Annotated in this window: 21 protein-coding genes, 1 tRNA gene and 2 pseudogenes; 16 read left to right on the forward strand and 8 right to left on the reverse strand. The window is 66.9% G+C overall.

Going from position 1 to position 22334, the window contains the following annotated elements:
* Positions 1 to 198: 198 nt before the first annotated feature.
* The 3 genes from dnaA to mutM all read right to left on the reverse strand — a co-directional run bounded on the left by dnaA (position 199) and on the right by mutM (position 3397).
* Positions 199 to 1755, reverse strand: coding sequence for a chromosomal replication initiator protein DnaA (gene dnaA / locus QE379_RS15695; RefSeq protein WP_307001932.1), 1557 nt, complete (start codon positions 1753 to 1755; stop codon positions 199 to 201).
* Positions 1756 to 2230: 475 nt separating this feature from the next.
* Entirely contained in the window at positions 2231 to 2494 is a 264-nt protein-coding gene (rpsT, locus tag QE379_RS15700) for a 30S ribosomal protein S20 (protein WP_007404699.1), read from the reverse strand.
* Between the two features lie 87 nt (positions 2495 to 2581).
* A complete protein-coding gene (gene mutM, locus QE379_RS15705) occupies positions 2582 to 3397 on the reverse strand; it encodes a bifunctional DNA-formamidopyrimidine glycosylase/DNA-(apurinic or apyrimidinic site) lyase (RefSeq protein ID WP_307001933.1) in 816 nt (271 codons plus the stop codon).
* A 74-nt stretch (positions 3398 to 3471) separates the two neighbouring features.
* On the opposite strand from mutM, the pseudogene QE379_RS15710 reads away from it, so the two are divergent.
* The 8 genes and pseudogenes from QE379_RS15710 to QE379_RS15745 all read left to right on the forward strand — a co-directional run bounded on the left by QE379_RS15710 (position 3472) and on the right by QE379_RS15745 (position 10062).
* Positions 3472 to 4204, forward strand: a pseudogene (locus QE379_RS15710) (class I SAM-dependent methyltransferase).
* 42 nt (positions 4205 to 4246) lie between these two features.
* Positions 4247 to 5783: pseudogene (ubiB, locus tag QE379_RS15715) on the forward strand (2-polyprenylphenol 6-hydroxylase).
* Positions 5784 to 5798: 15 nt separating this feature from the next.
* Entirely contained in the window at positions 5799 to 6905 is a 1107-nt protein-coding gene (locus tag QE379_RS15720; RefSeq protein ID WP_307001935.1) for a hypothetical protein, read from the forward strand.
* Entirely contained in the window at positions 6902 to 8089 is a 1188-nt protein-coding gene (gene coaBC, locus QE379_RS15725; protein ID WP_307001937.1) for a bifunctional phosphopantothenoylcysteine decarboxylase/phosphopantothenate--cysteine ligase CoaBC, read from the forward strand. Before QE379_RS15720 ends, coaBC begins: the two co-directional genes overlap by 4 nt.
* A complete protein-coding gene (gene dut, locus QE379_RS15730) occupies positions 8086 to 8535 on the forward strand; it encodes a dUTP diphosphatase (RefSeq protein ID WP_307001939.1) in 450 nt (149 codons plus the stop codon). Before coaBC ends, dut begins: the two co-directional genes overlap by 4 nt.
* Positions 8532 to 8951 (forward strand): hypothetical protein, encoded by a 420-nt coding sequence (locus QE379_RS15735; RefSeq protein ID WP_307001941.1) that lies wholly within the window; start codon positions 8532 to 8534, stop codon positions 8949 to 8951. The genes dut and QE379_RS15735 overlap by 4 nt, the downstream gene beginning before the upstream one ends.
* Positions 8948 to 9709, forward strand: coding sequence for a molybdopterin-synthase adenylyltransferase MoeB (locus QE379_RS15740; protein WP_307003260.1), 762 nt, complete (start codon positions 8948 to 8950; stop codon positions 9707 to 9709). Before QE379_RS15735 ends, QE379_RS15740 begins: the two co-directional genes overlap by 4 nt.
* A complete protein-coding gene (locus tag QE379_RS15745; protein WP_307001943.1) occupies positions 9706 to 10062 on the forward strand; it encodes a hypothetical protein in 357 nt (118 codons plus the stop codon). The genes QE379_RS15740 and QE379_RS15745 overlap by 4 nt, the downstream gene beginning before the upstream one ends.
* Positions 10063 to 10222: 160 nt before the next feature.
* Here QE379_RS15745 and galU read toward each other — a convergent pair whose 3' ends face one another.
* Positions 10223 to 11083 carry a UTP--glucose-1-phosphate uridylyltransferase GalU gene (gene galU / locus QE379_RS15750; RefSeq protein ID WP_267434124.1) on the reverse strand — a complete coding sequence of 287 codons (861 nt, stop codon included), beginning with the start codon at positions 11081 to 11083 and terminating at the stop codon, positions 10223 to 10225.
* A 112-nt stretch (positions 11084 to 11195) separates the two neighbouring features.
* Between galU and wecB the strand changes: the two genes are divergently transcribed.
* The 4 genes from wecB to QE379_RS15770 all read left to right on the forward strand — a co-directional run bounded on the left by wecB (position 11196) and on the right by QE379_RS15770 (position 14852).
* On the forward strand, positions 11196 to 12335 hold the full coding sequence (gene wecB, locus QE379_RS15755; protein ID WP_307001948.1) for a non-hydrolyzing UDP-N-acetylglucosamine 2-epimerase: 1140 nt from the start codon (positions 11196 to 11198) through the stop codon (positions 12333 to 12335).
* Positions 12319 to 13587, forward strand: a complete 1269-nt coding sequence (gene wecC / locus QE379_RS15760) for a UDP-N-acetyl-D-mannosamine dehydrogenase (protein ID WP_307001950.1) — start codon at positions 12319 to 12321, stop codon at positions 13585 to 13587. The genes wecB and wecC overlap by 17 nt, the downstream gene beginning before the upstream one ends.
* A gap of 125 nt (positions 13588 to 13712) precedes the next feature.
* Positions 13713 to 14417 carry a metallophosphoesterase family protein gene (locus QE379_RS15765; protein WP_307001952.1) on the forward strand — a complete coding sequence of 235 codons (705 nt, stop codon included), beginning with the start codon at positions 13713 to 13715 and terminating at the stop codon, positions 14415 to 14417.
* Between the two features lie 195 nt (positions 14418 to 14612).
* Complete coding sequence (locus tag QE379_RS15770; RefSeq protein WP_307001954.1) at positions 14613 to 14852, forward strand: hypothetical protein; 240 nt, start codon at positions 14613 to 14615, stop codon at positions 14850 to 14852.
* 636 nt (positions 14853 to 15488) lie between these two features.
* Here QE379_RS15770 and QE379_RS15775 read toward each other — a convergent pair.
* Both QE379_RS15775 and rpsU read right to left on the reverse strand, forming a co-directional pair.
* Positions 15489 to 16058: an FKBP-type peptidyl-prolyl cis-trans isomerase gene (locus QE379_RS15775; protein WP_307001956.1), complete on the reverse strand. Its 570-nt coding sequence runs from the start codon at positions 16056 to 16058 to the stop codon at positions 15489 to 15491.
* 164 nt (positions 16059 to 16222) lie between these two features.
* Complete coding sequence (rpsU, locus tag QE379_RS15780) at positions 16223 to 16429, reverse strand: 30S ribosomal protein S21 (RefSeq protein ID WP_007404630.1); 207 nt, start codon at positions 16427 to 16429, stop codon at positions 16223 to 16225.
* Between the two features lie 376 nt (positions 16430 to 16805).
* Between rpsU and cysS the strand changes: the two genes are divergently transcribed.
* A complete protein-coding gene (gene cysS / locus QE379_RS15785; protein ID WP_307001957.1) occupies positions 16806 to 18260 on the forward strand; it encodes a cysteine--tRNA ligase in 1455 nt (484 codons plus the stop codon).
* Positions 18261 to 18272: 12 nt separating this feature from the next.
* Here cysS and QE379_RS15790 read toward each other — a convergent pair whose 3' ends face one another.
* Positions 18273 to 18587, reverse strand: a complete 315-nt coding sequence (locus tag QE379_RS15790; RefSeq protein WP_267434118.1) for a hypothetical protein — start codon at positions 18585 to 18587, stop codon at positions 18273 to 18275.
* 53 nt (positions 18588 to 18640) lie between these two features.
* Complete coding sequence (locus QE379_RS15795; RefSeq protein ID WP_307001959.1) at positions 18641 to 19684, reverse strand: M48 family metallopeptidase; 1044 nt, start codon at positions 19682 to 19684, stop codon at positions 18641 to 18643.
* A gap of 196 nt (positions 19685 to 19880) precedes the next feature.
* Here QE379_RS15795 and QE379_RS15800 point away from each other — a divergent pair, with 196 nt between their 5' ends.
* The 3 genes from QE379_RS15800 to QE379_RS15810 all read left to right on the forward strand — a co-directional run bounded on the left by QE379_RS15800 (position 19881) and on the right by QE379_RS15810 (position 22317).
* Positions 19881 to 21254: a class II 3-deoxy-7-phosphoheptulonate synthase gene (locus tag QE379_RS15800; RefSeq protein WP_307001960.1), complete on the forward strand. Its 1374-nt coding sequence runs from the start codon at positions 19881 to 19883 to the stop codon at positions 21252 to 21254.
* Positions 21255 to 21377: 123 nt separating this feature from the next.
* Positions 21378 to 21453, forward strand: a tRNA-Glu gene (locus QE379_RS15805).
* A gap of 93 nt (positions 21454 to 21546) precedes the next feature.
* Entirely contained in the window at positions 21547 to 22317 is a 771-nt protein-coding gene (locus QE379_RS15810; RefSeq protein ID WP_307001962.1) for a DUF6538 domain-containing protein, read from the forward strand.
* Positions 22318 to 22334 lie beyond the last annotated feature (17 nt).

A 22334-nucleotide genomic window follows, 5' to 3' on the forward strand; every position in this document is an offset into this window, starting at 1 on the left:
GCCCCCTCAAGGGCCGCACGGACTACAGCAGGCGGACCCGCCCAGGGGGGCGAAACGGCGCTGGCCGAACCGGGCGAGGTTTTCCCTTGGCCTTCGACTTCGCTCAGGCTGAACGACTGGAGGGAATGAGGGATTGCCAGAACTCCCGTTCAGGCTGAACGAAGTCGAAGCCCACGCCCCAACCCGCCCCAAAGGGCGTCAGCCCTCTAGTTCCTTCATCAAAACCCGCACCGCATTGTCGATATCGCGGTCGGTATCGCGCAGTTCCTCGATCTTGCGCACGGCATAGATGACGGTCGAATGGTCGCGCCCGCCGAACTTGCGCCCGATCTCAGGGAGCGAGCGGGTGGTCAGGCGCTTGGCCAGATACATGGCGATCTGGCGCGGGCGGGCGATGGCGCGGGCGCGGCGGGCCGACACCAGATCGAGCGGCTTCAGTTCGAAATGGCGGCTCACCAGCTTCTGGATTTCATCGATGGTGATCCGACGCTGCGCCCCCCGCAGCACCTCGCCCAGCGTGGCGACGGCAAATTCCATGTCGATCTTGTCGCCGGTCAACTGCGCATAGGCGACCACCCTGTTCAACGCGCCTTCCAGCTCGCGGATATTGCCGCGAATCCGCGAGGCGAGCAGGTCGAGCACGTCGGTCGGAACGTGGATCTCGGGCAGGTCGGCGACCTTGCGGTTGAGGATCGTGCGACGCAGCGTCAGGTCGGGCGCCTTGATATCGGCGACCAGCCCCGCCCCCAGGCGACCGATGATCCGCGGCTCCACCCCGTCGAGCGACTGAGGCGAGCGATCGGCCGAAATGACCAGCCGCTTGCCCGCGCCGACCAGTTCGTTGACGGTATGGAAGAATTCTTCCTGCGTCGAATCCTTGCCCGCGATGAACTGAAGATCGTCGATCAGCAGGAGGTCGGCGGAGCGCAGCCGCGACTTGAAGCTGTGCGTATCGCGCGCGCGCATCGCGGCGACGAAATCGAACATGAACCGCTCGGCCGACATGCACAGCACGACCGCATCGGGATGCGACTCGAGAAAGGCATGGGCGATGGCGTGCATCAAATGGGTCTTGCCTTGCCCCGTACCGCCATGGAGGAACAGCGGGCTGAAGCGCGGCGGCCCCGGCTCGGCCAGCGACAGGGCGGCGTTGAAGGCGACGCGGTTCGACGAATCGACCACGAATCGATCGAAGGTCAGGCGCGGGTCGAGCGGTGGCCGGTCGCTGGGCACGCGCAGCGGCGGGGCGGGTGCCGCCGCGACCGGGCTGGCGACCTTGGCGACGCTGCGGGGAGCCGGACGCGCCACCGGTGCTTCGACCGCGACGGGGGCGGGCCGCTTGCGCGCCACAGGCTCGCCGAACAACGAAGGCTGCTCGTCATCCTGAGGGGCTTGCGGCTGGGGCTCTTCGTTGCGCGCGACGACTCGCAGCGGGGGGGCCTCCAGCGTCTCGGTGGTCAGGCGAGCGACCTTGCTGGGTGCACGGGTCTCGATGACCACGGCACGCACCTCGGGCAGCACCGCCTTGAATTCCAGATGCAAGCGGTCCGCATAATGGCTGCGCACCCAATTGGTCGCAAAGGCCGAGGGGAGCGCCAGACGGACCGTGTCGGGCTCGTCACCCTCGATCAGTTCCATCGGCTTCAGCCACTGGTCGAACAGGCGGGCTCCGGCCGATTCGCGCAGGTTGGCGCGGACGCGCGCCCAGGCACGGGCCTGGTCGGTCGTCGGTCGCGTGGCCTGCCAATTCGTCACCCTTATGCTCCACCTATACCGACCGCATTGGCGCGGACGATGATCGTATCGATCGGCGACACAAACCCGATGGGCGAATCAAACGGATCCGGCCCGGTTATGCCACTTTGCTATTTCCATGACGCGGGCACGAAGCACCGCTGCTGGGATACCGATTATGAGCGATGGCGGGGTCCGATCAAGACCATGTCCGGCCATAAATCTGAAATAAACCGGATTGACAGGCAAAAGCCCGCAGAATCCCGTCCAATTATCTCATAACCTGTTGATATTACACGATATTAACCGATCGACCCGAATCATTCGAAAAGACCGAATCACTCGAATCGCGGATAAAGCTGGGGTTGCGCGAAACGGCGGATGGTTCCGCCGGATCGAGTCCGAAAAAGCCGTTAACGCCTGTCTTGCGCGCACGAAAAAACCCGCCGGGGGACCGCCCCCGGCGGGTTTCATTCATCGCGGAACCGAGAGGCTTTTAGGCCAGCGCGGCGATGCGCTTGGTCAGGCGCGAGAATTTCCGCGCGACCGTGTTCTTGTGCAGCACGCCCTTGGCGACACCGCGGGCCATTTCCGGCTGCGCCGCGGCCAGAGCGACCGTCGCGGTTTCCTTGTCGCCAGCGGCCAGCGCGGCCTCGACCTTCTTCACGAAGGTACGGATGCGGCTGACGCGGTTGCCGTTGATGACGGCGCGACGCTCGTTGCGACGGATACGCTTTTTGGCCTGCGGCGTGTTCGCCATGAAAACCTCTAAATCTCGATCAAAAGGGATAGCGGCGCGACGCACCGGCTTTGAAGTCGCGCCCCTTACCGGTTGGTGCGCCGCCCGTCAACTGCGCTGGCAGGTCGCGCACCAGAAAGTGGAGCGCCCCGAATCGCTTCGCCGCCGCACGATCGCGCCGCATTCGCACGCCTCGCCCTCACGGCCATAGACCCGCCACTCCTTGGAGAAATAGCCCAGTTCGCCATCGGGTCGCACATAATCACGCAAGGACGATCCGCCCGCCAGGATCGCGGCCTGAAGCACCGCGCGGATCGACTCGACCAGTCGGCCGAGTCGCGCCCGCGAAATCTGCCCGCCCGCACGCCCCGGCGTGATCCTCGCCATATGCAGCGCTTCGCACACATAGATATTGCCGAGTCCCGCGACGATCCGCTGATCGAGCAGCATCGCCTTGATCGGCGCGGCCCGCCCCTCCAACACACCAGCCAGATAATCGGCGGTGAAGTCCGGCCCCAAAGGCTCGGGCCCCATGGCCAGGAAAGGCGGATAGCTGGCCAGTTCCGCCGTCGGCCACAGATCGACAAAGCCGAATCGACGAGGATCGTTCAGCGCCAGCCGCCGCCCCGTCCCCGTCTCCAAGAGGAGATGGTCATGCGCCAGCGGCTCGCCCGGATCGATCCGCCAGCGCCCCGACATGCCAAGATGAAAGACCATGGTGTCGCCGCGATCGGTGTCGATCAGGCCGTACTTCGCGCGGCGGCCCAGCGAGGTGACGGTCGCCCCGATCATCCGCTGGCGCAGGTCGCCGGGAAAGGGGCGGCGCAGGTCGGCGCGGCGCGGCTCCACCAGCGTCAGCCGCTCGCCCGCCAGCACCGGGGTCAGGCCACGGACCGTTGTTTCGACCTCGGGAAGTTCGGGCATCGTCTCTCTGCTTTCGTCGGCCAAACAGCTAGGTAGCGTTTGCCCCGCCAGCAAGGCCGGGCTAGGGCAATCCCATGAGCGATACCGTGTCCTTCGGCTATGAAGATGTGCCCCGCGACGAAAAGGCCGCCCGTGTCGGCGGCGTCTTCACCAACGTCGCCTCCAAATATGATCTGATGAACGACGCCATGTCGGGCGGTATGCACCGGCTGTGGAAGGATCGCTTCGTCCGCCGGGTGAAGCGCGCGCGCGTCGGACCAGATCCTCGACATGGCGGGCGGCACCGGCGACATCGCCTTCCGCCTGGCCGAATCGGGCGCCAGCATCACGGTCGCCGACATCAATCCGGCGATGCTGGAAGTCGGCATGAAGCGCGCGCAGGAACGCGGCATCGACGGCCTGGTCTGGACCGAGGCGAATGCCGAAGTCCTGACCTTCCCCGACAGGTTCTTCGACGCCTATACGATCGCGTTCGGCATTCGGAACGTCACCGATATCCCGGCGGCTCTGCGGGAAGCGCATCGCGTGCTGCGGCGGGGCGGGCGGTTCTTCTGCCTGGAATTCTCGACCACCGTCTGGCCGGGCTTCTCCGAGGTGTACGACGCCTATTCGCACAAGCTGGTGCCCAAGCTGGGCCAGATGCTGGCGGGCGATGCGGACAGCTATCGCTATCTGATCGAATCGATCCGCCGCTTCCCCGACATGCCGACCTTCGAGAAGATGATCCGCGAGGCCGGTTTCATCGAAACCAAGGTCGAGCCGATCATGGGCGGCCTGGTCGCGATTCATTCGGGCTGGAAGATTTGATGCGAGGACGCCCGGGCGGATTCGCCCTGTGAGATTCGTGCTATGACCCAGCCGGTGGTGCATCTGTGGCGTCTGCTCAAATGGGGGCGGACGCTGGCGCGGCATGGCGCGCTCAAGGGGATCGAGCGCGATCCCAACACCCCCGCCCCCGTGCGGCGGCTGGCGCGGATTGCCCGGTTCGGCGCGCGCGTCCCCGCCAAGCCCGCCTATGCCGATGCGTTCCAGGCGATCGGCCCGGCGGCGATCAAGCTGGGCCAGACGCTCGCCACCCGCCCCGATCTGGTCGGCGACGACGCCGCGCACGATCTGTTGCGGCTTCAGGACCAGCTACCGCCCGTCCCCTTCGCGACGATCTGCGCCGCGATGGAGGCGAGCATGGGCCGTCCGCCGTCGCACTTCTTCACCTCGATCGAGGAGGTGCCGGTCGGCGCCGCCTCGATCGCCCAGGTGCACCGCGCGGTGACGACCGATGGCCGCACGGTCGCGGTCAAGGTGCTGCGCCCCGGCGTCGAGGACGACTTCGCCCGCGCCATCGACACCTATCAATGGGCCGCCGCCCAGGTCGAGGGGATGAGCCCGGAGGCCGCGCGGCTTCGCCCGCGCCTGACGGTCGAGAATTTCCGCCGCTGGACCTTGCGTGAGTTGAACTTCCGGCGTGAAGCCGCCAGTGCCTCCGAACTCGCCGAGGCGATGACCGCCGAGCCCGATTTCATGGTGCCGCAGATCGACTGGGCGCGCTCCACCGCCAAGGTGCTGACGGTCGAGTGGATCGACGGCATCAAGCTGTCCAACCGCCAGGCGCTGGTCGAGGCGGGGTACGACCTGCCGCACCTCGCGCAAACGCTGGTCCGCGCCTTCCTGCGACAGGCGATCGCGGAAGGATTCTTCCACGCCGACATGCATCAGGGCAATCTCTTCGCGCTGCCCGGCAACAAGATCGCCGCGATCGATTTCGGCATCATGGGCCGGATCGACCGGCGCGCGCGGGTGTGGCTGGCCGAGATCCTCTATGGCCTGATCACCGGCAATTATAAGCGCGTCGCCGAGATTCACTTCGAGGCGGGCTATGTGCCCCCGCATCACAATGTCGCCGAGTTCGCGACAGCCCTGCGCGCGGTGGGCGAGCCGATGCGCGGCCTGCCGGTCAAGGACATGTCGATCGGCATGATGCTGGACGGGTTGTTCTCGATCACCCGCGACTTCGACATGGTGACCCAGCCGCATCTGCTGCTGCTGCAAAAGACGATGGTGATGGTGGAAGGCGTGGCGACAAGCCTGGACCCCGATATCAACCTGTGGGACTCGGCCGCGCCGTTCGTCCGCGAATGGCTGCGCACCGAACTGGGCCCCGAAGCCAAGATCGCCGATCGCCTGATCGAGGATGTGCGGACGCTGGCCCGCCTGCCCGAACTGGTCCGCCGGATCGAGGCGCGCTACCCCCGCCCCCGGGGGGGAGCCGCCCGCGCCGCCGCTCAAGCAGATCGAGGTGGTGCGGATCGGCGGCGGCTGGCGCTATGCGCTGCTGTCCATGCTGTCGGCGGCGGCGGGCGTCGCCGCGACCCTGGCCGTGCTTCGGTAGGATAGGGGGGTAGGCATGCCTGGCAGCGCGCCCTCCGCCCCCTCGCGCCGTATGCCGCGACCGCTCTGGCTGGGCCAGCCGGGGCGGCTGTTCAACATATCGCCTATGGTGGCGATGGGGGTGCTGGCGCTGCTGGTCCTGTTCGTACCCGTAGCGCTGGCGACGCAAGGGCTGGTCGAGCCGGTCGCGGATCACCTGTCGCCGGTTTCGCTCGCGATCCTCGATCATGTCCGGCATGGGCAGTCCTTCTACCCCGCTGCGATCGATGCCCTGCGCGAGAATGACCGGGCACTGCGCCCCGCCCTGCTCGCCATTCCCCTGCCCGCGCTGACCGTGACCTTGGCCATGCTGCCGCCGGTGGTGGGGCGGGCGCTGATGGTGGCGCTGGGCCTGGCGGTGATGGCGAGCTGGCTGCGGCGCGTCGCGCCGGTGATGAGCCGTCGCGGCCCGGTGCTGCTCGCGGCGATCCTGCTGGCGGCGGGGCTCTATCCCTTGGTCGATGGCGCGATGGTCGCGGTGCCCGAGGCCTGGGCCGGGCCGCTGATCGCCTTGTCGCTGGTGCAGCGCCGCCCGGAGGGAAGCCTCAGCGCCATCGCCCTGGGGCTGGCGGCGATGGTCCTCAGCCCCATGGCGCTTCTCTATGGCATGGTCATGCTGGCGCTGGCCTGGCGGGCGAAGGTTCGGCAGGAGGCGATCGGTTGGATGATCGCCCTGGCGGTCGCGCTGCTCGTTCTGGCGGCGCATGCCCATGCGCTCCACGATCTGGTCGGCGCGGCCGACCCCGCCATGGGCTCGCCCATCGCCATCCTCTCCCCCGGTCGCTGGGTCGTGAGCCTCGCCTCCATCCATGCGGTCGGATTCCTGCCGATGGCGCTGGTCGTGCCGCTGACCGCATTGGCCGCGCTGGGCTGGGCGAACTGGCGGCAGGCGCTGGCGCGGCGGGCGGGGGCGACGATCTTGGCCTATGCGCTGGCGGCGCTGCTGACCGGAGTCCCCGTGATGATGCTGGGCCTGTCTCCCTTGTTCTTCCTGGGCGTCGTCTTCGCCCCCGATGCGGTGCGCGAGTTGATCGCCGCCGCGCGTGACCGGCGACGCATCACCGTGACGCGAGTCGTGCGATGAGCCATATCCTGTTGATCGTCGGCGGCGGCATCGCCGCGTACAAGTCCTGCGAACTGATCCGGCTGCTCCGCAAGAACGGGCACAGCGTCCGCTGCGTCCTGACCGAAGGAGGCAGTCATTTCGTCACCCCGATGACGCTCGCCGCGCTGTCCGAGAATCAGGTCTTCACCACCCTGTGGGACCTGAAGGACGAGGCGGAGATGGGCCATATCCAGCTGAGCCGCGAGGCCGATCTGGTCGTCGTCGCACCCGGCACCGCCGACCTGATGGCGCGGATGGCGAACGGCCATGCCGACGATCTGGCGACCACCCTGCTGCTCGCCACCGATACGCCGGTGCTGGTCGCACCCGCCATGAACGTCCGCATGTGGCTGCACCCCGCGACGCAGCGCAATGTGGAGCGGTTGCGCGCCGATGGCGTCGAGGTGATGGCCCCGGACGAAGGCGCCATGGCCTGCGGCGAGTTCGGCCCCGGCCGCCTGCCTGAGCCGCCCGCCATCCTCTCCGCGATCGAGGCGAAGCTGGCACCCGCCGCCCGCCCGCTGGCCGGCCGCCATATCCTCGTCACCGCCGGGCCGACCCATGAGCCGATCGATCCGGTCCGCTACATCGCCAACCGCTCCTCGGGGCGACAGGGTTTCGCCATCGCCGAGGCCCTGGCGCGGCTCGGCGCGCGGGTGACGCTGGTGGCGGGGCCGGTAACCCTGCCCACCCCGGCGGGCGTGGACCGGGTCGATGTCGAGAGCGCACGCCAAATGGCGGAGGCGGTCGACGCCGCGCTCCCCGCCGATGCCGCCGTCATGGTCGCGGCGGTGGCCGACTGGCGGGTCGAAGCGGCCGGACAAAAGGTCAAGAAGGATGGCGGCGCGGCCCCCGCCCTGACGCTGATCGAGAATCCCGACATATTGGCGAGCGTCGCCGCCTCGCCGAAACGCCCCGCCCTGGTCGTCGGCTTCGCGGCCGAAACCGAGCATGTCATCGACCATGCCGTCGCCAAGCGTGCCCGCAAGCGCGCCGACTGGATCGTCGCCAACGACGTATCCTCGGACGTGTTCGGAGGGGATGCCAACAGCGTTCACCTGATCACCGCCGATGGCGTGGAAAGCTGGGAGCGGATGGGCAAGGACGATGTGGCCAGGGGGCTCGCGCAACGTATCGCCGATGCGCTACAAGACCGGTCATGACGCTTGCTCCCATCTCCATTGCCATCAAACGCTTGCCCCATGGCGAAGGGCTTGCCCTGCCCGCCTATGCCACACCCGGCGCGGCGGGCATGGATGTCGTCGCGGCGGAGACGCTGACGCTCCATCCGGGCAAGCGCGCCGCCGTCGCGACCGGCTTCGCCATCGCCATCCCGCCGGGCTACGAGGTGCAGGTGCGGCCCCGTTCCGGCCTGGCGCTGAAGAACGGCATCACCTGCCTCAACACGCCCGGCACGATCGACGAGGATTATCGCGGCGAGGTGAAGGTGATCCTGGCCAATCTGGGCGAGGAGCCGTTCGAGGTGGTGCGCGGCGAGCGGATCGCCCAACTCGTCCCCGCCCCCGTCCAGCGCGCCACCCTGACCCTGGTCGATGAGCTGGACGAGACGCAGCGGGGTCATGGCGGGTTCGGATCGACCAGCCGATGATCGTGCTGTCGCTCCTCGCCGCCGCGCTGCAAGTCACCGTACCGGCGACGCCCGCCACGCCGCCGCCCGCGCCGACCGCCGCCGAGCCGCCGCACGACTGGTCGACGCTGGCCGCGATCACCCTGCCCCCGGCCAGTCCCGACATGGTGCGCTTCGTCCGCGACGAGGTGACGGCGGGGCGCTGTCCCCGGGCGAAGGCGACCGACGAGCAGATGGTGCTGGTCGTGCCGCTGGCCGTGCGGCTGGGGCCGGACGGCATCGCGAACAGCGTGGTGCCGCTCGCCATCGGCTGTCCGACGGTCGAGCAATATAGCGCGGGCGTGGCGCAGCGGATGATCCGCCGCCTGACCCACCGCACGATGATGGCGGGCGATCGCTGGTATCGCACGGTCATCACCTATACATGGCCGGGATGATCCTGACCGACGACGAACTTGCCCGTTATGCCCGCCATATCGTGTTGCGGGAATTCGGGGGCGGCGGTCAGATCCGGTTGAAACAGGCCAGGGTCGCGGTGATCGGCGCGGGCGGAATCGGCTCCCCCGCCATCCAGTATCTCGCCGCCGCCGGGATCGGATCGCTCATCCTGATCGATGATGACGTGGTCGAGCCGTCCAACCTGCAACGCCAGACCATCTTCACCACCGAGGATCGTGGCCTGCCCAAGGTCGAGGCCGCCGCCGCCCATGTCGCGCGGCTCAACCCCCATGTCGCGGTCACGGTCCATCGCATGCGGGTGACGGCGGAGAATGCGGGCGCGCTGATCGAGGGTGCCGATGTCGTGCTGGACGGGTGCGACAATTTCGCGACCCGGCTGGCCGTCGCCGATGCCGCGCTGGCGGTGCGGATCCCCCTCGTCTCGGCGGCGGTCGGGCAGTTCGAGGGGCAGTTGGCGGTCTATCGCGGGTGGGAGGCGGACAAGCCCTGTTACCGGTGCTTCGTCGGCGACGCGGTCGATCAAGCGGGACTGACCTGCGCCGATGACGGGGTGCTGGGGCCGGTGACGGGCGTGATGGGCAGTCTGGCCGCGCTGGAAACCCTGCGCGCCGCCGCACCCTTCGGTCGGGACAGCGCGGGCAGCATCCTGATCGCCGATATGCTGACCATGCGGTTCCGGACGCTGATGCTGCCCAAGGACCCCGGTTGCCGTTGTGCCCGATCTGTGGCGGCATGAGCACGCCCCCCGCGCCCCCCGCCCCGCCTGCGGGCTGGTTCGACTGGACCGGCGACAAGAGCTGGATCGGCCAGATCACGGGCCTGCCGGACAGCACGCTGCACGTTCATGCGGGGATGGCGATCCTGGTCCTCGCGGCGCTGGTGATGCGGCGCAAGCCCTGGGACTGGCGCTGTTGGCTGACCGTGCTGGTGATCGAGACGGTCAACGAAGCCTACGACCTGCTCCAGCCCTTCTACCCCACCGACGAGGGCAATCTGCCCGCCAGTTGGTCGGATATGTGGGAGACGATGCTGTGGCCGACCGTCATCCTGCTGACCTTCGCCTGGTTGGGGCGACGCGGTAAGCAATAGTCAGTCCCAAATCCTCCCCATCTGCGATGGGGAGGGGGACCGCCGGCCACCACCCGGCTATGCCGGGCGGTCCCCCTCCTCAAGCAAAGCTTGGGAGGAATAGGAAAAGGGGCGGTGGCCGTTCGGCCCCGCCCCTCTCCTCACCACTCGGGAAACCCAATCAGGCGAACAGCGTCTTGGCGAATTCGCGCACCGCCGGACCGATGTCCTCGCGCGCGACGCCCAGCGCCAGATTGGCGGTCAGCCAGCCCGCCTTGTCGCCGCAGTCGTAACGCTGCCCGTCGAAAGTGAAACCATGGAAGGGCTGGTTGCCGATCAGCTTGGCCATCGCGTCGGTCAGCTGGATCTCACCGCCCGCGCCCGGCTCCTGCGCGTCGAGGATCTGCATCACCTCGGGCTGGAGGATGTAGCGACCCGGGATCATCAGGTTCGACGGCGCCTTGCCCTTGGGCTTTTCGACCAGCGCGGTGACCTCGGTCAGGCGGCCGTCCTGCTTGCCCGGCGAGATGATGCCGTATTTGTCGGTTTCGCTGTCGGGCACTTCCAGCGCGCCGATGACGTTGCCGCCGACCTTGTCATAGGCCTCGACCATCTGCTTCATGAAGCCGCCGACCATCAGTTCGTCGGGCAGCAGCACCGCGAACGGCTCGTCGCCGACGATCTCGCGCGCGCACCACACGGCATGGCCCAGTCCCAGCGGCTCCTGCTGGCGGACATAGACGGGCGAACCCGGCTTCTGGCGGATGCCGTCGATCACTGCGAGCGACTTGCCGCGCGCCTTCATCGTGGCTTCGAGTTCGTAGGAGATGTCGAAATGATCCTCCAGCGCGCCCTTGCCGCGACCGGTGACGAAGATGATCTGCTCGATCCCCGCCTCCAGCGCTTCCTCGACCGCATATTGGATCAACGGCTTGTCGACGACGGTCAGCATTTCCTTGGGCATCGACTTGGTCGCGGGCAGGAACCGCGTTCCCAGACCGGCCACCGGAAAAACGGCCTTGCGCACTTTCTTGATCGTCATGAAACCTCCCTGAACACGGACGGCATTACCCTGATTTTGCGCCGCAACATAGCGTAACGACGCGCCGATACGATTAGGATGTCCTTAAAAGCGACAGCATAGAATGCGATCCATGAACCCTGCACCGATCCCTGCACCGATTCTGGTCGTCTTTGGAACCCGGCCCGAAGCGATCAAGCTTTTCCCGGTGATCCGGGCCCTGGCTGCGACAGGCGCACCGGTCCGGACCTGCGTCACGGCCCAGCATCGCGGGATGCTGGACCAGGTGCTGGCGATCGCCGGGCTGACCCCCGACCATGACCTGGACCTGATGGAGCCGGGCCAGTCGCTCGACCGGCTGACCGCGCGGCTGCTGACGGGCCTGGGCGAGGTGATGGACGCGGTGCGGCCCGCCATGGTCGTCGTCCAGGGCGACACCGCCACCGCGATGACCGGGGCGCTGGCCGCCTATTACCGCAAGACTCCGGTCGCCCATGTCGAGGCGGGGCTCCGCTCGGGCGATATCTATCAACCCTGGCCCGAGGAGGTGAACCGGCGGATTGTGGCCCCCATCGCGGCACTGCACTTCGCCCCCACCGAAACCGCGGCCGCCGCGCTGCGGGCCGAGGGGATCGATCCCGCGCGCGTGCACGTCACGGGCAACAGCGTCATCGACGCGCTGCATTGGACCCGCGACCGGATCGCCGCCGACCCGGCACTGGCGGCCGATCTCGACCCCGTGCTGGCGCGCATGGCGGGCAGGCGGATCGTCCTGGTGACGACCCACAGGCGCGAGAATTTCGGCGGCGGCATGGCCTCGATCGCGCGCGCGTTGCGCCGGATCGCCGAACGACCCGATATCGGCATCGTCTTTCCGATGCATCCCAACCCCAATGTGGCGCAGGTGATGGACGAGATACTGGGTGACCATCCCGCCATCGCCCGGATCGCGCCGCTCGACTATCCGCATTTCGTCCGCGCGCTCGACGCGGCCCATATCGTCCTGACCGACTCGGGCGGCGTGCAGGAGGAAGCCCCCGCCCTCGGCAAGCCTGTCCTCGTGATGCGCGAGACGACCGAGCGGCCCGAAGGCGTCGCGGCGGGCACCGCCCGGCTGATCGGCACGGACGAGGACCGGATCGCCGAGGAAGTCTTCGCGTTGCTGGACGACCCCGCCCGCCATGCCGCCATGGCGCGCGCCCATAACCCCTTCGGCACCGGCGACACCGCCGACCGGATCAGCAGGATCATTTGCGATGCCCTTGGACTCTGAACTTTCGGTCACGGTGATGGGCCTGGGCTATATCGGCCTGCCCACCGCCGCCGTGATCGCCCGCACCGGTGCGATGGTGAGCGGCGTCGACGTCACCCCCTCCGTCGTGGAGACGATCAATTCGGGGCGTGTGCATATCGAGGAGGTCGATCTGGACGGCCTCGTCTCCGGCGTCGTCGCGCGCGGGAGCCTGAAGGCTTCGCTGACCGTCGCGCCCGCCGACGTCTTCGTCATCGCCGTCCCCACCCCCTTCACCGAGGCGCGCCAGCCGGACATCACCTATGTCCTCGACGCCGCGCGCGCGGTCGCACCGGTCCTCAAGACCGGGGACACGCTGATCCTCGAATCGACCTCTCCGGTCGGCACCACCGAGCAGGTGCGCGACCTGATCGCGGATGCGCGTCCAGATCTTAAGATGCCCGGCCTCGCCCGCGCGGGCGAGCAGGCCGACATCGCGATCGCCTATTGCCCCGAGCGCGTGCTGCCGGGGCGGATTCTGGTCGAGCTGATCGACAATGACCGGGTGATCGGCGGCATCACGCCGCGTTGCGCACGCAAGGCGCTGACCTTCTACCGTCGCTTCGTGCGCGGGGCCTGCGTCACCACCACCGCGCGCGCGGCGGAAATGACCAAGCTGACCGAAAACGCCTTTCGCGACGTCAACATCGCCTTCGCCAACGAACTGAGCCTGGTGGCCGATACGCTGGGCGTCGATGTGTGGGAGGTCATCCGGCTGGCCAACCGCCATCCGCGCGTCAACATCCTGTCGCCCGGGCCGGGCGTCGGCGGGCACTGCATCGCGGTCGATCCCTGGTTCCTGGTCGCCGCCGATCCCGCCAACACGCCGCTCATCCGCACCGCGCGCGAGGTGAATGACGGCAAGACCGACCATGTCATCGCCCGCGCCGCCACGATGATCGAGGCGCAGCCCGACGGCCGCCCGGTCGCCTGTCTGGGCCTGGCGTTCAAGGCGAATATCGACGACTTCCGCGAAAGCCCCGCCCTGAAGGTCGCGACCGCGCTCGCCCGGCGATTCGGCGAGCGGGTTCGGATCGTCGAGCCCTATGCCACGGCCCTGCCCCGCGCGTTCGACGGGACGGGCGCGACCTTGATCGATATCGACACCGCCTTGGAAACCTGCGAGGCGATGATCGTTCTGGTGGATCACGACCTGTTCCGATCGATCCCGCTGGAGGAGCGACGCGGCAAGACCGTCCTGGATACGCGCGGGCTCTGGCCCGACCAGGGCTGATCCCCGCTTCGCATTGCGTGGGGGATTGTGGGGGACTAAGGACAACCGCCTGTTGCGGACACCAAACATCCATGCTTGCCAAGTTATTGAATCTTCGAAAGCGCGCACCCGATTTCGTGCCGGTCATGGACCCAGGCGTCCGGGTCTATGCGGTCGGCGACATTCATGGTCGCCTCGATCTGCTGGACCGGATTCTGGAACGGATCGACTCGGATCATGCCACGCGCGCGCCCGCACAGCGCCACATCATCTTTCTGGGCGACCTGATCGATCGCGGACCGGATTCGGCGGGCGTGGTGGAGCGCATCAGCCGCCTCGCCGCCGCCGACCGCCATGTCCATTGCCTGATGGGCAATCATGAGGAAATCCTGCTCCGCGCGATCGATGGCGACGACAAGGCGCTGCGCTTATTCTGCCGGATCGGCGGGCGGGAAACGATGATGAGCTATGGCGTGACGGCCCAGGATTATGAGCGGCTGGACTATGCCGAGGTTCATGAGCGGCTCAACGCGATCGTCCCCGCCGCGCATCAGCATTTCCTGTCCAACCTCAAGGAGATGATGATCATGGGCGACTATGCCTTCGTCCATGCGGGCGTTCGCCCCGGCATCCCGATCGCCGAGCAGAAGCTGGCCGAGACGCGCTGGATCCGCGACCCCTTCCTCGACCACCGCGCACCGATGGAAAAGATGGTGGTCCATGGCCACACCGTTGCCGAAGAGGCAGAGATTCTGCCGCATCGCATCGGGATCGATACCGGCGCCTATCAGAGCGACCGGCTGACCGCGCTGATGCTCGAAGGCTCGGAGCAGGTCATTTTCTCTACCTGAAGCCTATTTACCGAGGCGAAACGATTGCTGGGGCATTCCGTTTGACGGCAAAGCACAGTATAGCCGCTTAGCGGCGAAGTAATGTTGCATTGCCGCATCAGTGTGGGAGCATAACTGTCCCATACTCGTTGGTGGGCTTGCCATGTCCCGGTCTCCGTGCCATGGCCCTACCCGCATATCTTAAGGGAGTTCGACATGCGTCTTGGGAAGTTTCTCGTCGCCGCTGCCGCCGTTTCGATGACCGTCGCCCCGGCGATGGCTGCGAATCCGGCTGCCAGCCTTTCGGTTTCGAAGTCGGTTCGCGCTTCGGCCCCGACCGCCAAGAAGAACGGCCTGGCCGGCGGTGGCATCCTCGTTGCGGTTCTGGCGGCTGCTGCCGTCGTTGCCGGCATCGTCGTGGTCGCCGACTCGGACGACAACGCCGACAGCAACTAAGTTGCTTCAGCCTCACGGCTGAAAGGAATAGCGGCCTTCGGGCCGCTATTTTTTTGTGCCGTGAAGATCGTGTTGGCGGGAGAGGCGGGGTCGGTAGAACGCCCACGATAGCCTGCGACGTCCCCAAGCGACCTACAGCGTCGGTCGCCACATTTCTCTAGTCGTCGCCCCAGCGCAGGCTGGGGCCTTTCTCGGCTAAATACGAACCGTGCCCAAGAGCAAGGGGCCGACGTCCGTTGGAATAGCGAAGAGATTGGTTCGCGCGAAGGCGCGGAGACGCGAAGGTGTATCGCCCGCGACGCCGTAAGACTTCCCTCAGCGAAAAGACCATGCCTACGAAATCGAGACGCCTTTGCATGAATTGCCGATGCTTGAAGGCATACAGAAGCGCCAATCGCCTCCCAACCTTCGCTGTCCCGCCCGGATGTCAGGAGCGTCCATTCCGAGAGTGGGTAGCTCTCAGCCGTCGCTAGGGTGACTTGCATCGTCGCAGCTAACGCCTCGGAAAACCGGCCGGACCAGTCCCCAACCCCCAACCCATCCCCCGCACCGCTCATAAGAAAATCGCCGGAGCCCCGTTTAGGGACTCCGGCGATCTCGTTTCGATCCGGTTGGCCCCTGCGCGGAGCCGGTCGATCAGCGGGGCGACGGCGCGCCGGGAACGCCGCCGGGTGCCCCACCGGGCATTCCGCCCATCATCGACTGTTGCGCCTGCATCTGCCGCAGCACCGCCTCAGGGATGAAGTCGAGCAGTTCGACATCGAACACCAGCGTCGAATTGGCCGGGATCTTGTCGTTCGCACGGTCGCCATAGCCGATCTTGGCGGGCAGCCAGAAGCGGTACTTCGCGCCCTTGGGCATCAGCTTCAACGCCTCGGAGAAGCCGGGCAGGACCCCAGAGAGCGGCATCGGCGTCGGCTGCTGCGACTTGTCGAAGACGGTGCCGTCGATCAGGCGACCGGTATAGTTGATCAGCGCCACGTCGCGGGCGGTGGGATGCGCACCGCCCTGCCCCGGCTCGATCACCTTATACTGGAGACCCGAGGCCGTGGTGACGACGCCCGATCCACGCGATTCACGCAGCAGCGCGGCATCGCCCTGACGCGCCAGCAGCGCGGCGACGACGACGGCGGCGACCACCGCAACCCATATCCAGACCAGATAGGAACGCCGGACGGGACGAAGGGGAACAGCGGTTACGGACATGCCTGCTTCTCGCTCTGTACGTGGGCGTTCGTCGGGGCCGTCACGATGCGACCCTCAAAGCGCTGGGGCACGATCCGCCAGAGCGAATCGGCCGACCGTCCGATCGGCGCCCCGCCCCCGCCGTTTCACGACAGGGGCGGAGCATAGCCGATCGAGTCGGTCTATTACCGTGCGCCGTCGCGCTCGGCGCGCTTGCGCTCCAGCTTGCGGGCGCGACGCACCGCCGCCGCACGCTCACGAGCGCGCTTTTCCGACGGCTTTTCGTAGTGGCGACGGAGCTTCATTTCGCGATACACGCCTTCCCGCTGCAGCTTCTTCTTGAGCGCGCGAAGGGCCTGATCCACATTGTTGTCGCGAACGATGATCTGCATAAAAACGAATTGCTCCGGCAAAACAGGATAAAGCGGCCGCAGAATGCTGTGGCCGCAACGTTGGGAGCTCCTAGCAGCGCGGTCGGGCGAATACAACCCGCTGGATCGCAAATCGCTCCGCCCCGCATGATTCGTCCAAGGATATGAATGATCTTGTCATGCTGCGGCCATGCGGCGGTGATGCGTCGCCCCCTATAGCGTCCCTCGTCCGGCCAACTCCCGTACGCCGGACACCCTGACATGTTCTCGGGGCCTTTCAGGCCTTGGAACGAAACAGGCGCGGTGCCTCCCCTGTCATCCGCGCCGGTCCCGGTCCGGCCTCCACCGGACCGGGGCCCCCTTTCGGGGCGAAGCCGACATGGCTAAGGCAGGCGCCATGACCGCGCCCGCCACCTCCACGATCCCGCTGACCCTGTATAACAGCCTGACCCGCGCCACGGAGACGTTCCGGCCGATCGATCCGGCCAATGTCCGCGTCTATTCCTGCGGCCCGACCGTCTACAACTACGCCCATATCGGCAATCTGCGCGCCTATGTCTTCACCGACACGCTGTCGCGGGTGCTGCGCTGGAAGGGCTGGCCGCTGACGCACATCATCAACATCACCGATGTCGGGCATCTGACTTCCGACGCGGATGCGGGCGATGACAAGATGGAGGCCGCCGCCAAGAAGAGCGGCCAGGATATCTGGTCGATCGCGGGCCATTATACGGCTGCCTTCAAACAGAATCTCAAGGACCTCGGCATCGCGGACCCGACCCGCTTTCCGCTGGCGACCGAGCATGTCCCGCAGATGATCGAGTTCGCCAAGGCGATCGAGGCCAAGCATTGCTACCGCCTGCCCGACGGCCTGTATTTCGACGTGACGACCGTGCCCGATTACGGGCGGCTCGCCCGCCATCACGACGATGAGGGCGAGAGCCGGATCGACCCCGTCGCGGGCAAGCGGCACCCGGCCGACTTCGCCATCTGGCGCGCCTCCGCACCCGGCGAGAATCGGCAGATGGAATGGGACAGCCCCTGGGGCCCCGGCGCGCCCGGCTGGCATCTGGAATGCTCGGTGATGAGCAAACAATATCTGGGCGCGCAGTTCGATATCCACACCGGCGGCATCGACCACCGCGAAATCCATCACCCCAATGAGATCGCACAGAACCAGGCGCATGGATGCTCGGCAGATACCGGTGCGAACATCTGGATGCACAACAACTTCCTGGTCGACCGGACCGGCAAGATGTCCAAATCCTCGGGCGAGTTCCTGACCCTTCAGGCGCTGGTCGATCGCGGTTTCCACCCGCTGGCCTATCGCCTGATGTGCCTTCAGGCGCATTACCGCTCGGAAATGGAGTTCGGCTGGGACGGCCTGGCCGCCGCACAGGTCCGGCTGAAGCGACTCGTCCAGTCGGTCGAGGGTTTGCGCATCCGTGCCGATGCCCCGGAGAAGGGCGATGCGGCGTCTTATCGCGAGCGGCTCGACGCCGCGCTGTCGGACGATCTGGCGACGCCCCGCGCGCTGCCGGTGCTGGACGAGATGCTGGGCGACAAGAAACTGTCACCCGGCGTGCGGCTGGCGGCACTGGCCGATTTCGACGCGACGCTGGGCCTGCAACTGACGACGCTGACCCGTGCCGACCTGCGCACCCGGCCCGCCGCGGCGACGCTGGACGAAGCGGCCATCGAGGCGCATCTGGCCGATCGCCGCGCCGCACGGGCGGACAAGGACTTCGCCCGGTCGGACGCGATTCGAGACACGCTGCTCGCCGCCGGGGTCGAGGTGATGGACGGCGACCCGCTCGGCTGGGACTGGAAGCCGGTGCTGCCGGAGGGCTAAGCCCTTCCGGCGTCAGCGCCGCCCGCGCGGGCTTCGCATCCTCAGGCCGATGAACAACACGGTCGGCCAGAACATCGTGTTGGCGATATCGCCCAGCGTGTCGGTCCAGCGCCAGGATCCGTAATGCAGCCGATCGAGTATCTCGTTCGCTGCCTCCGCCAACGCGACACAGGCGAGCGGGATCGGGGTGGCCAGCGACTTGCGGGTCAGGATTCGCGCCAGGAACAGCACCGCCATCCCCGCATGGACGTGCAACAGGCTGTCCGCCATGCCGGTTCCGTCGCCGATCCATTGGATGAAGTCGGCATAGCGTGCGGGAATATCCATGATCGCGCCCTTGCCGTGTGCGGGGCCAGGAGACAATCCCTCCACCACCGCCTTTATTGCAGGGGAGCCGCGGCGCGATCGAGCAAGGGCGGGCGATAGGGAATGGGCGCCCCCGCCGGGATCGCCGCGATCTCCGCCGCGACCGCATCGGCCCGCGCGGAAGAGGACGGATGGGTCCGGCTGCGGAACAGGCCACCATCGACCTCGCCGCCATGCTCGCGCCAGAAGCGGACGGCGTCCTGCGGATCATACCCCGCATTGCGCATCAGATGGACGCCGAGCAGATCGGCCTCGGTCTCGGTCTGGCGGAACAGCCGCCCGTTGCGGCCGAACTCGGACAGGATGCCCCGCTTCACTCCGGCCGCGTCCAGCCGCTCGCGATGATGCAGGATATTGTGCGAGAATTCGTGCGAGACGACAACCGCGATCATCCGGTCGTCGAACCGTTCGAAAAAGCGCGATCCGATCTGCACGATGTCGCCATCCGCCGACGCCGACAGGCCGGGGCCGATCAGCATCTCGAAGCGGGAGCGGCATCCCGGCTGGGCCGCGATCGTCACCTCCCGCCGCTGGCCTTTTCGCAACAGGCTAAGGTGCAGGGGACGATCGGCGGGCTCGGCGGCGATCCGACGCTGCGCGGCGTCGCGGGTGGCAGTGCTGGCCTGGGTCGTCCCTGCCGGATCGAGGGACAGCGGCTTGCCGTCGACCGCCTCGATCGTATCGTTGGCAAGGACGCCCGCCCTGGCGGCGGCGCTCCCCGCGACGACCGCCTCGACCGCGACCGGTCCCTCAAAGCCGAACAGCGCGGGCAATTGCTTGCGCACCGCCGGATCATATTGATCGATGGCATGGACCACCAGACCAGGGGTCGGCGCGACATCGCGGCAGATGGCGGCATTGGCCGTCGCCAGCCGCCACGCGATCGTGGCCAGCCGCGCATCGGCATCGCGCATCGCCCCGAACAGCGCGGTATCGTCGCTCCGTTCGCCGGCGACCATCGACGCGACCGGCATGGTCGCGACCGCTTGGGGCGGCACCGAAAGCAGGAACGCGGACAGGGCGACGAACGCCGACGACAGGATGGGGACACGCGACATCGCGCTTTTGCTAGCCGCTCCGTCCGCCAACCGCAAAACCGATCGGCGCAATCGGCCACCGCTCGGCGCAAAGCGGTATCATGCGCAACAAAGGGCGCGACTTGAGGGGCCCAAACGCCAACTTCATTGCGTCTCCCCACGATTCGGCGCATGGGCGATCGGATCGATAGCTAGAAGACGAAAGAGCAGGACCGCCATGGCCGCGAAATGGGCCCCCGATAGCTGGACGAGTGCCGAGGCGCGCCAGCTTCCCAACTATCCCGACCAGAATGCGCTGGACGCCGCGACGAAGACGCTGGCGACCTATCCTCCGCTGGTCTTTGCGGGCGAGGCGCGCAGCCTGACCGCGGAGCTGGCCGAGGTGGCCGAGGGCCGGGGTTTCCTGCTCCAGGGCGGCGATTGCGCCGAGAGCTTTGCCGAGCATAGCGCCAACAATATCCGCGACACCTTCCGCGTCATCCTCCAGATGGCGGTGGTCCTGACCTTCGCCTCCAAGCTGCCGGTGGTGAAGCTGGGCCGTATGGCGGGTCAGTTCGCCAAGCCGCGTTCGGCCGATACCGAGGTGATCGGCGGCGTCGAACTGCCCAGCTATCGCGGCGACAATGTCAACGACATCGCCTTCACCCCCGAGGCGCGCATACCCGATCCCCAGCGGATGCTGCGCTCCTATGCGCAGTCGGCGGCGACGCTCAACCTGCTGCGCGCCTTTGCGCAAGGGGGCTATGCGAACCTGCACCAGGTGCATCGCTGGACCCACGACTTCATGGGCCGCAGCCCCTGGGCACAGAAATATGCCGAAACCGCCGACCGGATCGGTGAGGCGCTGGACTTCATGGCGGCGTGCGGCATCGACCCCGCCTCGGTCCCGCAACTGGCGCAAACCAGCTTCTACACCAGCCATGAGGCGCTGCTGCTCCCCTATGAGCAGGCGTTGACCCGGCAGGATTCGCTGACCGGCGATTGGTACGACACTTCGGCCCATTTCCTGTGGATCGGCGACCGCACCCGGTTCGAGGGCTCGTCGCATGTCGAGTTCCTGCGCGGCATCGGCAACCCGATCGGCGTGAAATGCGGCCCCAGCCTGGAGCCCGATGCGCTGTTGCGGATGCTCGACACGCTGAATCCGGGCCGGGTGCCGGGGCGGATGACGCTCATCACCCGCTATGGCCATGACAAGATCGAGGCGCACCTGCCCAAGCTGGTCCGCGCGGTCACGCGTGAGGGGCATCCGGTCGTCTGGTCGTGCGACCCGATGCACGGCAACACGATCAAGGCGGCGACCGGCTACAAGACCCGCCCCTTCGACCGTATCCTGGCCGAAGTGCGCGGCTTCTTCGCGGTTCACCGTGCGGAGGGCACGCATGCGGGCGGCATCCATGCCGAGATGACCGGCCAGAACGTGACCGAATGCACCGGCGGCGCGATCGACGTGACCGAACAGTCGCTGGCCGACCGCTACCACACGCACTGCGACCCGCGCCTGAATGCGGGCCAGAGCCTGGAACTCGCGTTCCTGCTGGCCGAAATGCTGAACGAGGAAATGGCGGAGCGTCGCAAGGACGCCGCCTGATCTGGCCGGAAGGGGCGGCGTGACGAACGGTCACCCCGCCCCTTCCACAATTATGTCGTTTTTGGTGGCGCGGCGCTTGACGCCCCACCCCACCCCCGCTAACAGCGCCCCTCCACCGCACACGGCCCCTTCGTCTAGCGGTCTAGGACGTCGCCCTCTCACGGCGAAAACACGGGTTCGAGTCCCGTAGGGGTCACCATCTGCGCTCAGGAGCGCAGAATTGCGCGATTAAGCCATTTTTTGCCGCTCGCTGGTACAGCGCACAGGTACAGCGAGCATTATAATGGCCCTCATGGCGACACCCTGGAAACACCCCTCGACCGGCGTCTATTACCTGCGCCGACAGATCCCCGAAAAGCTGCGTCCCGCGTTCGACGGCAAGGCGTTGTGGAAGGTGTCGCTCGGCACCAAGAATGGCAGCGAAGCCACGGTGCTGTTCCTCCAGGCCAATGCCGCTCTCGAACAACGGTTCGAAGAGGCGAGAGCCCGGCTGAAGGCGACGGGCAGCCCCTGCCCTTCCGCGCGGGACCGTGCCGACGAACTGGTCTCCGCCTATTTCCAGGGCCCCGAGTTGAAGGCCGGCGGTCTCGATGGCATCGAACGTCTGCTGCTTGCCAGACTGGAAATCGATCGCGGGTTGTGGAACGCGACTCCGACCGGGTGCAGTTCCCCCAGCCCGCTGAGCGATCAGCAATGGTGGGAACTGGCGAACAACGCCGCGCTTCTCCGCGACCATCCCGGACGCAAGCCGGTTCAAGGCCACGCACCCGGCACGATCTGGCGCTGGGGTAACGAAAACTTCCACCCCGAAGCCAGAGCCGAACAGATCGGCCGGGTCGTCGACCAGATCGCCCGTCACAACGATGTGACCGTCGCCGAGCTGCCCAACGGCATCGATGCGGCGATCACGGCCTATCTCGACGCAGTTCCTGTTGAAGCTCCGAAGGCCCGCAAGCGTCGGCCGACATCGGGTCGCCTGCGGCCCGACCTCCGCCTGATGGAGTTGTTTGCCGACTGGAAGGCGGTGATGCAGCCGTCCTTGCAGAGCGCACATGAATATTAGGGCGCGACCCGCGACTT

This window comes from Sphingomonas sp. SORGH_AS_0879 (genome assembly GCF_030819175.1).
In the GTDB taxonomy this organism is placed as follows: Bacteria; Pseudomonadota; Alphaproteobacteria; order Sphingomonadales; family Sphingomonadaceae; genus Sphingomonas.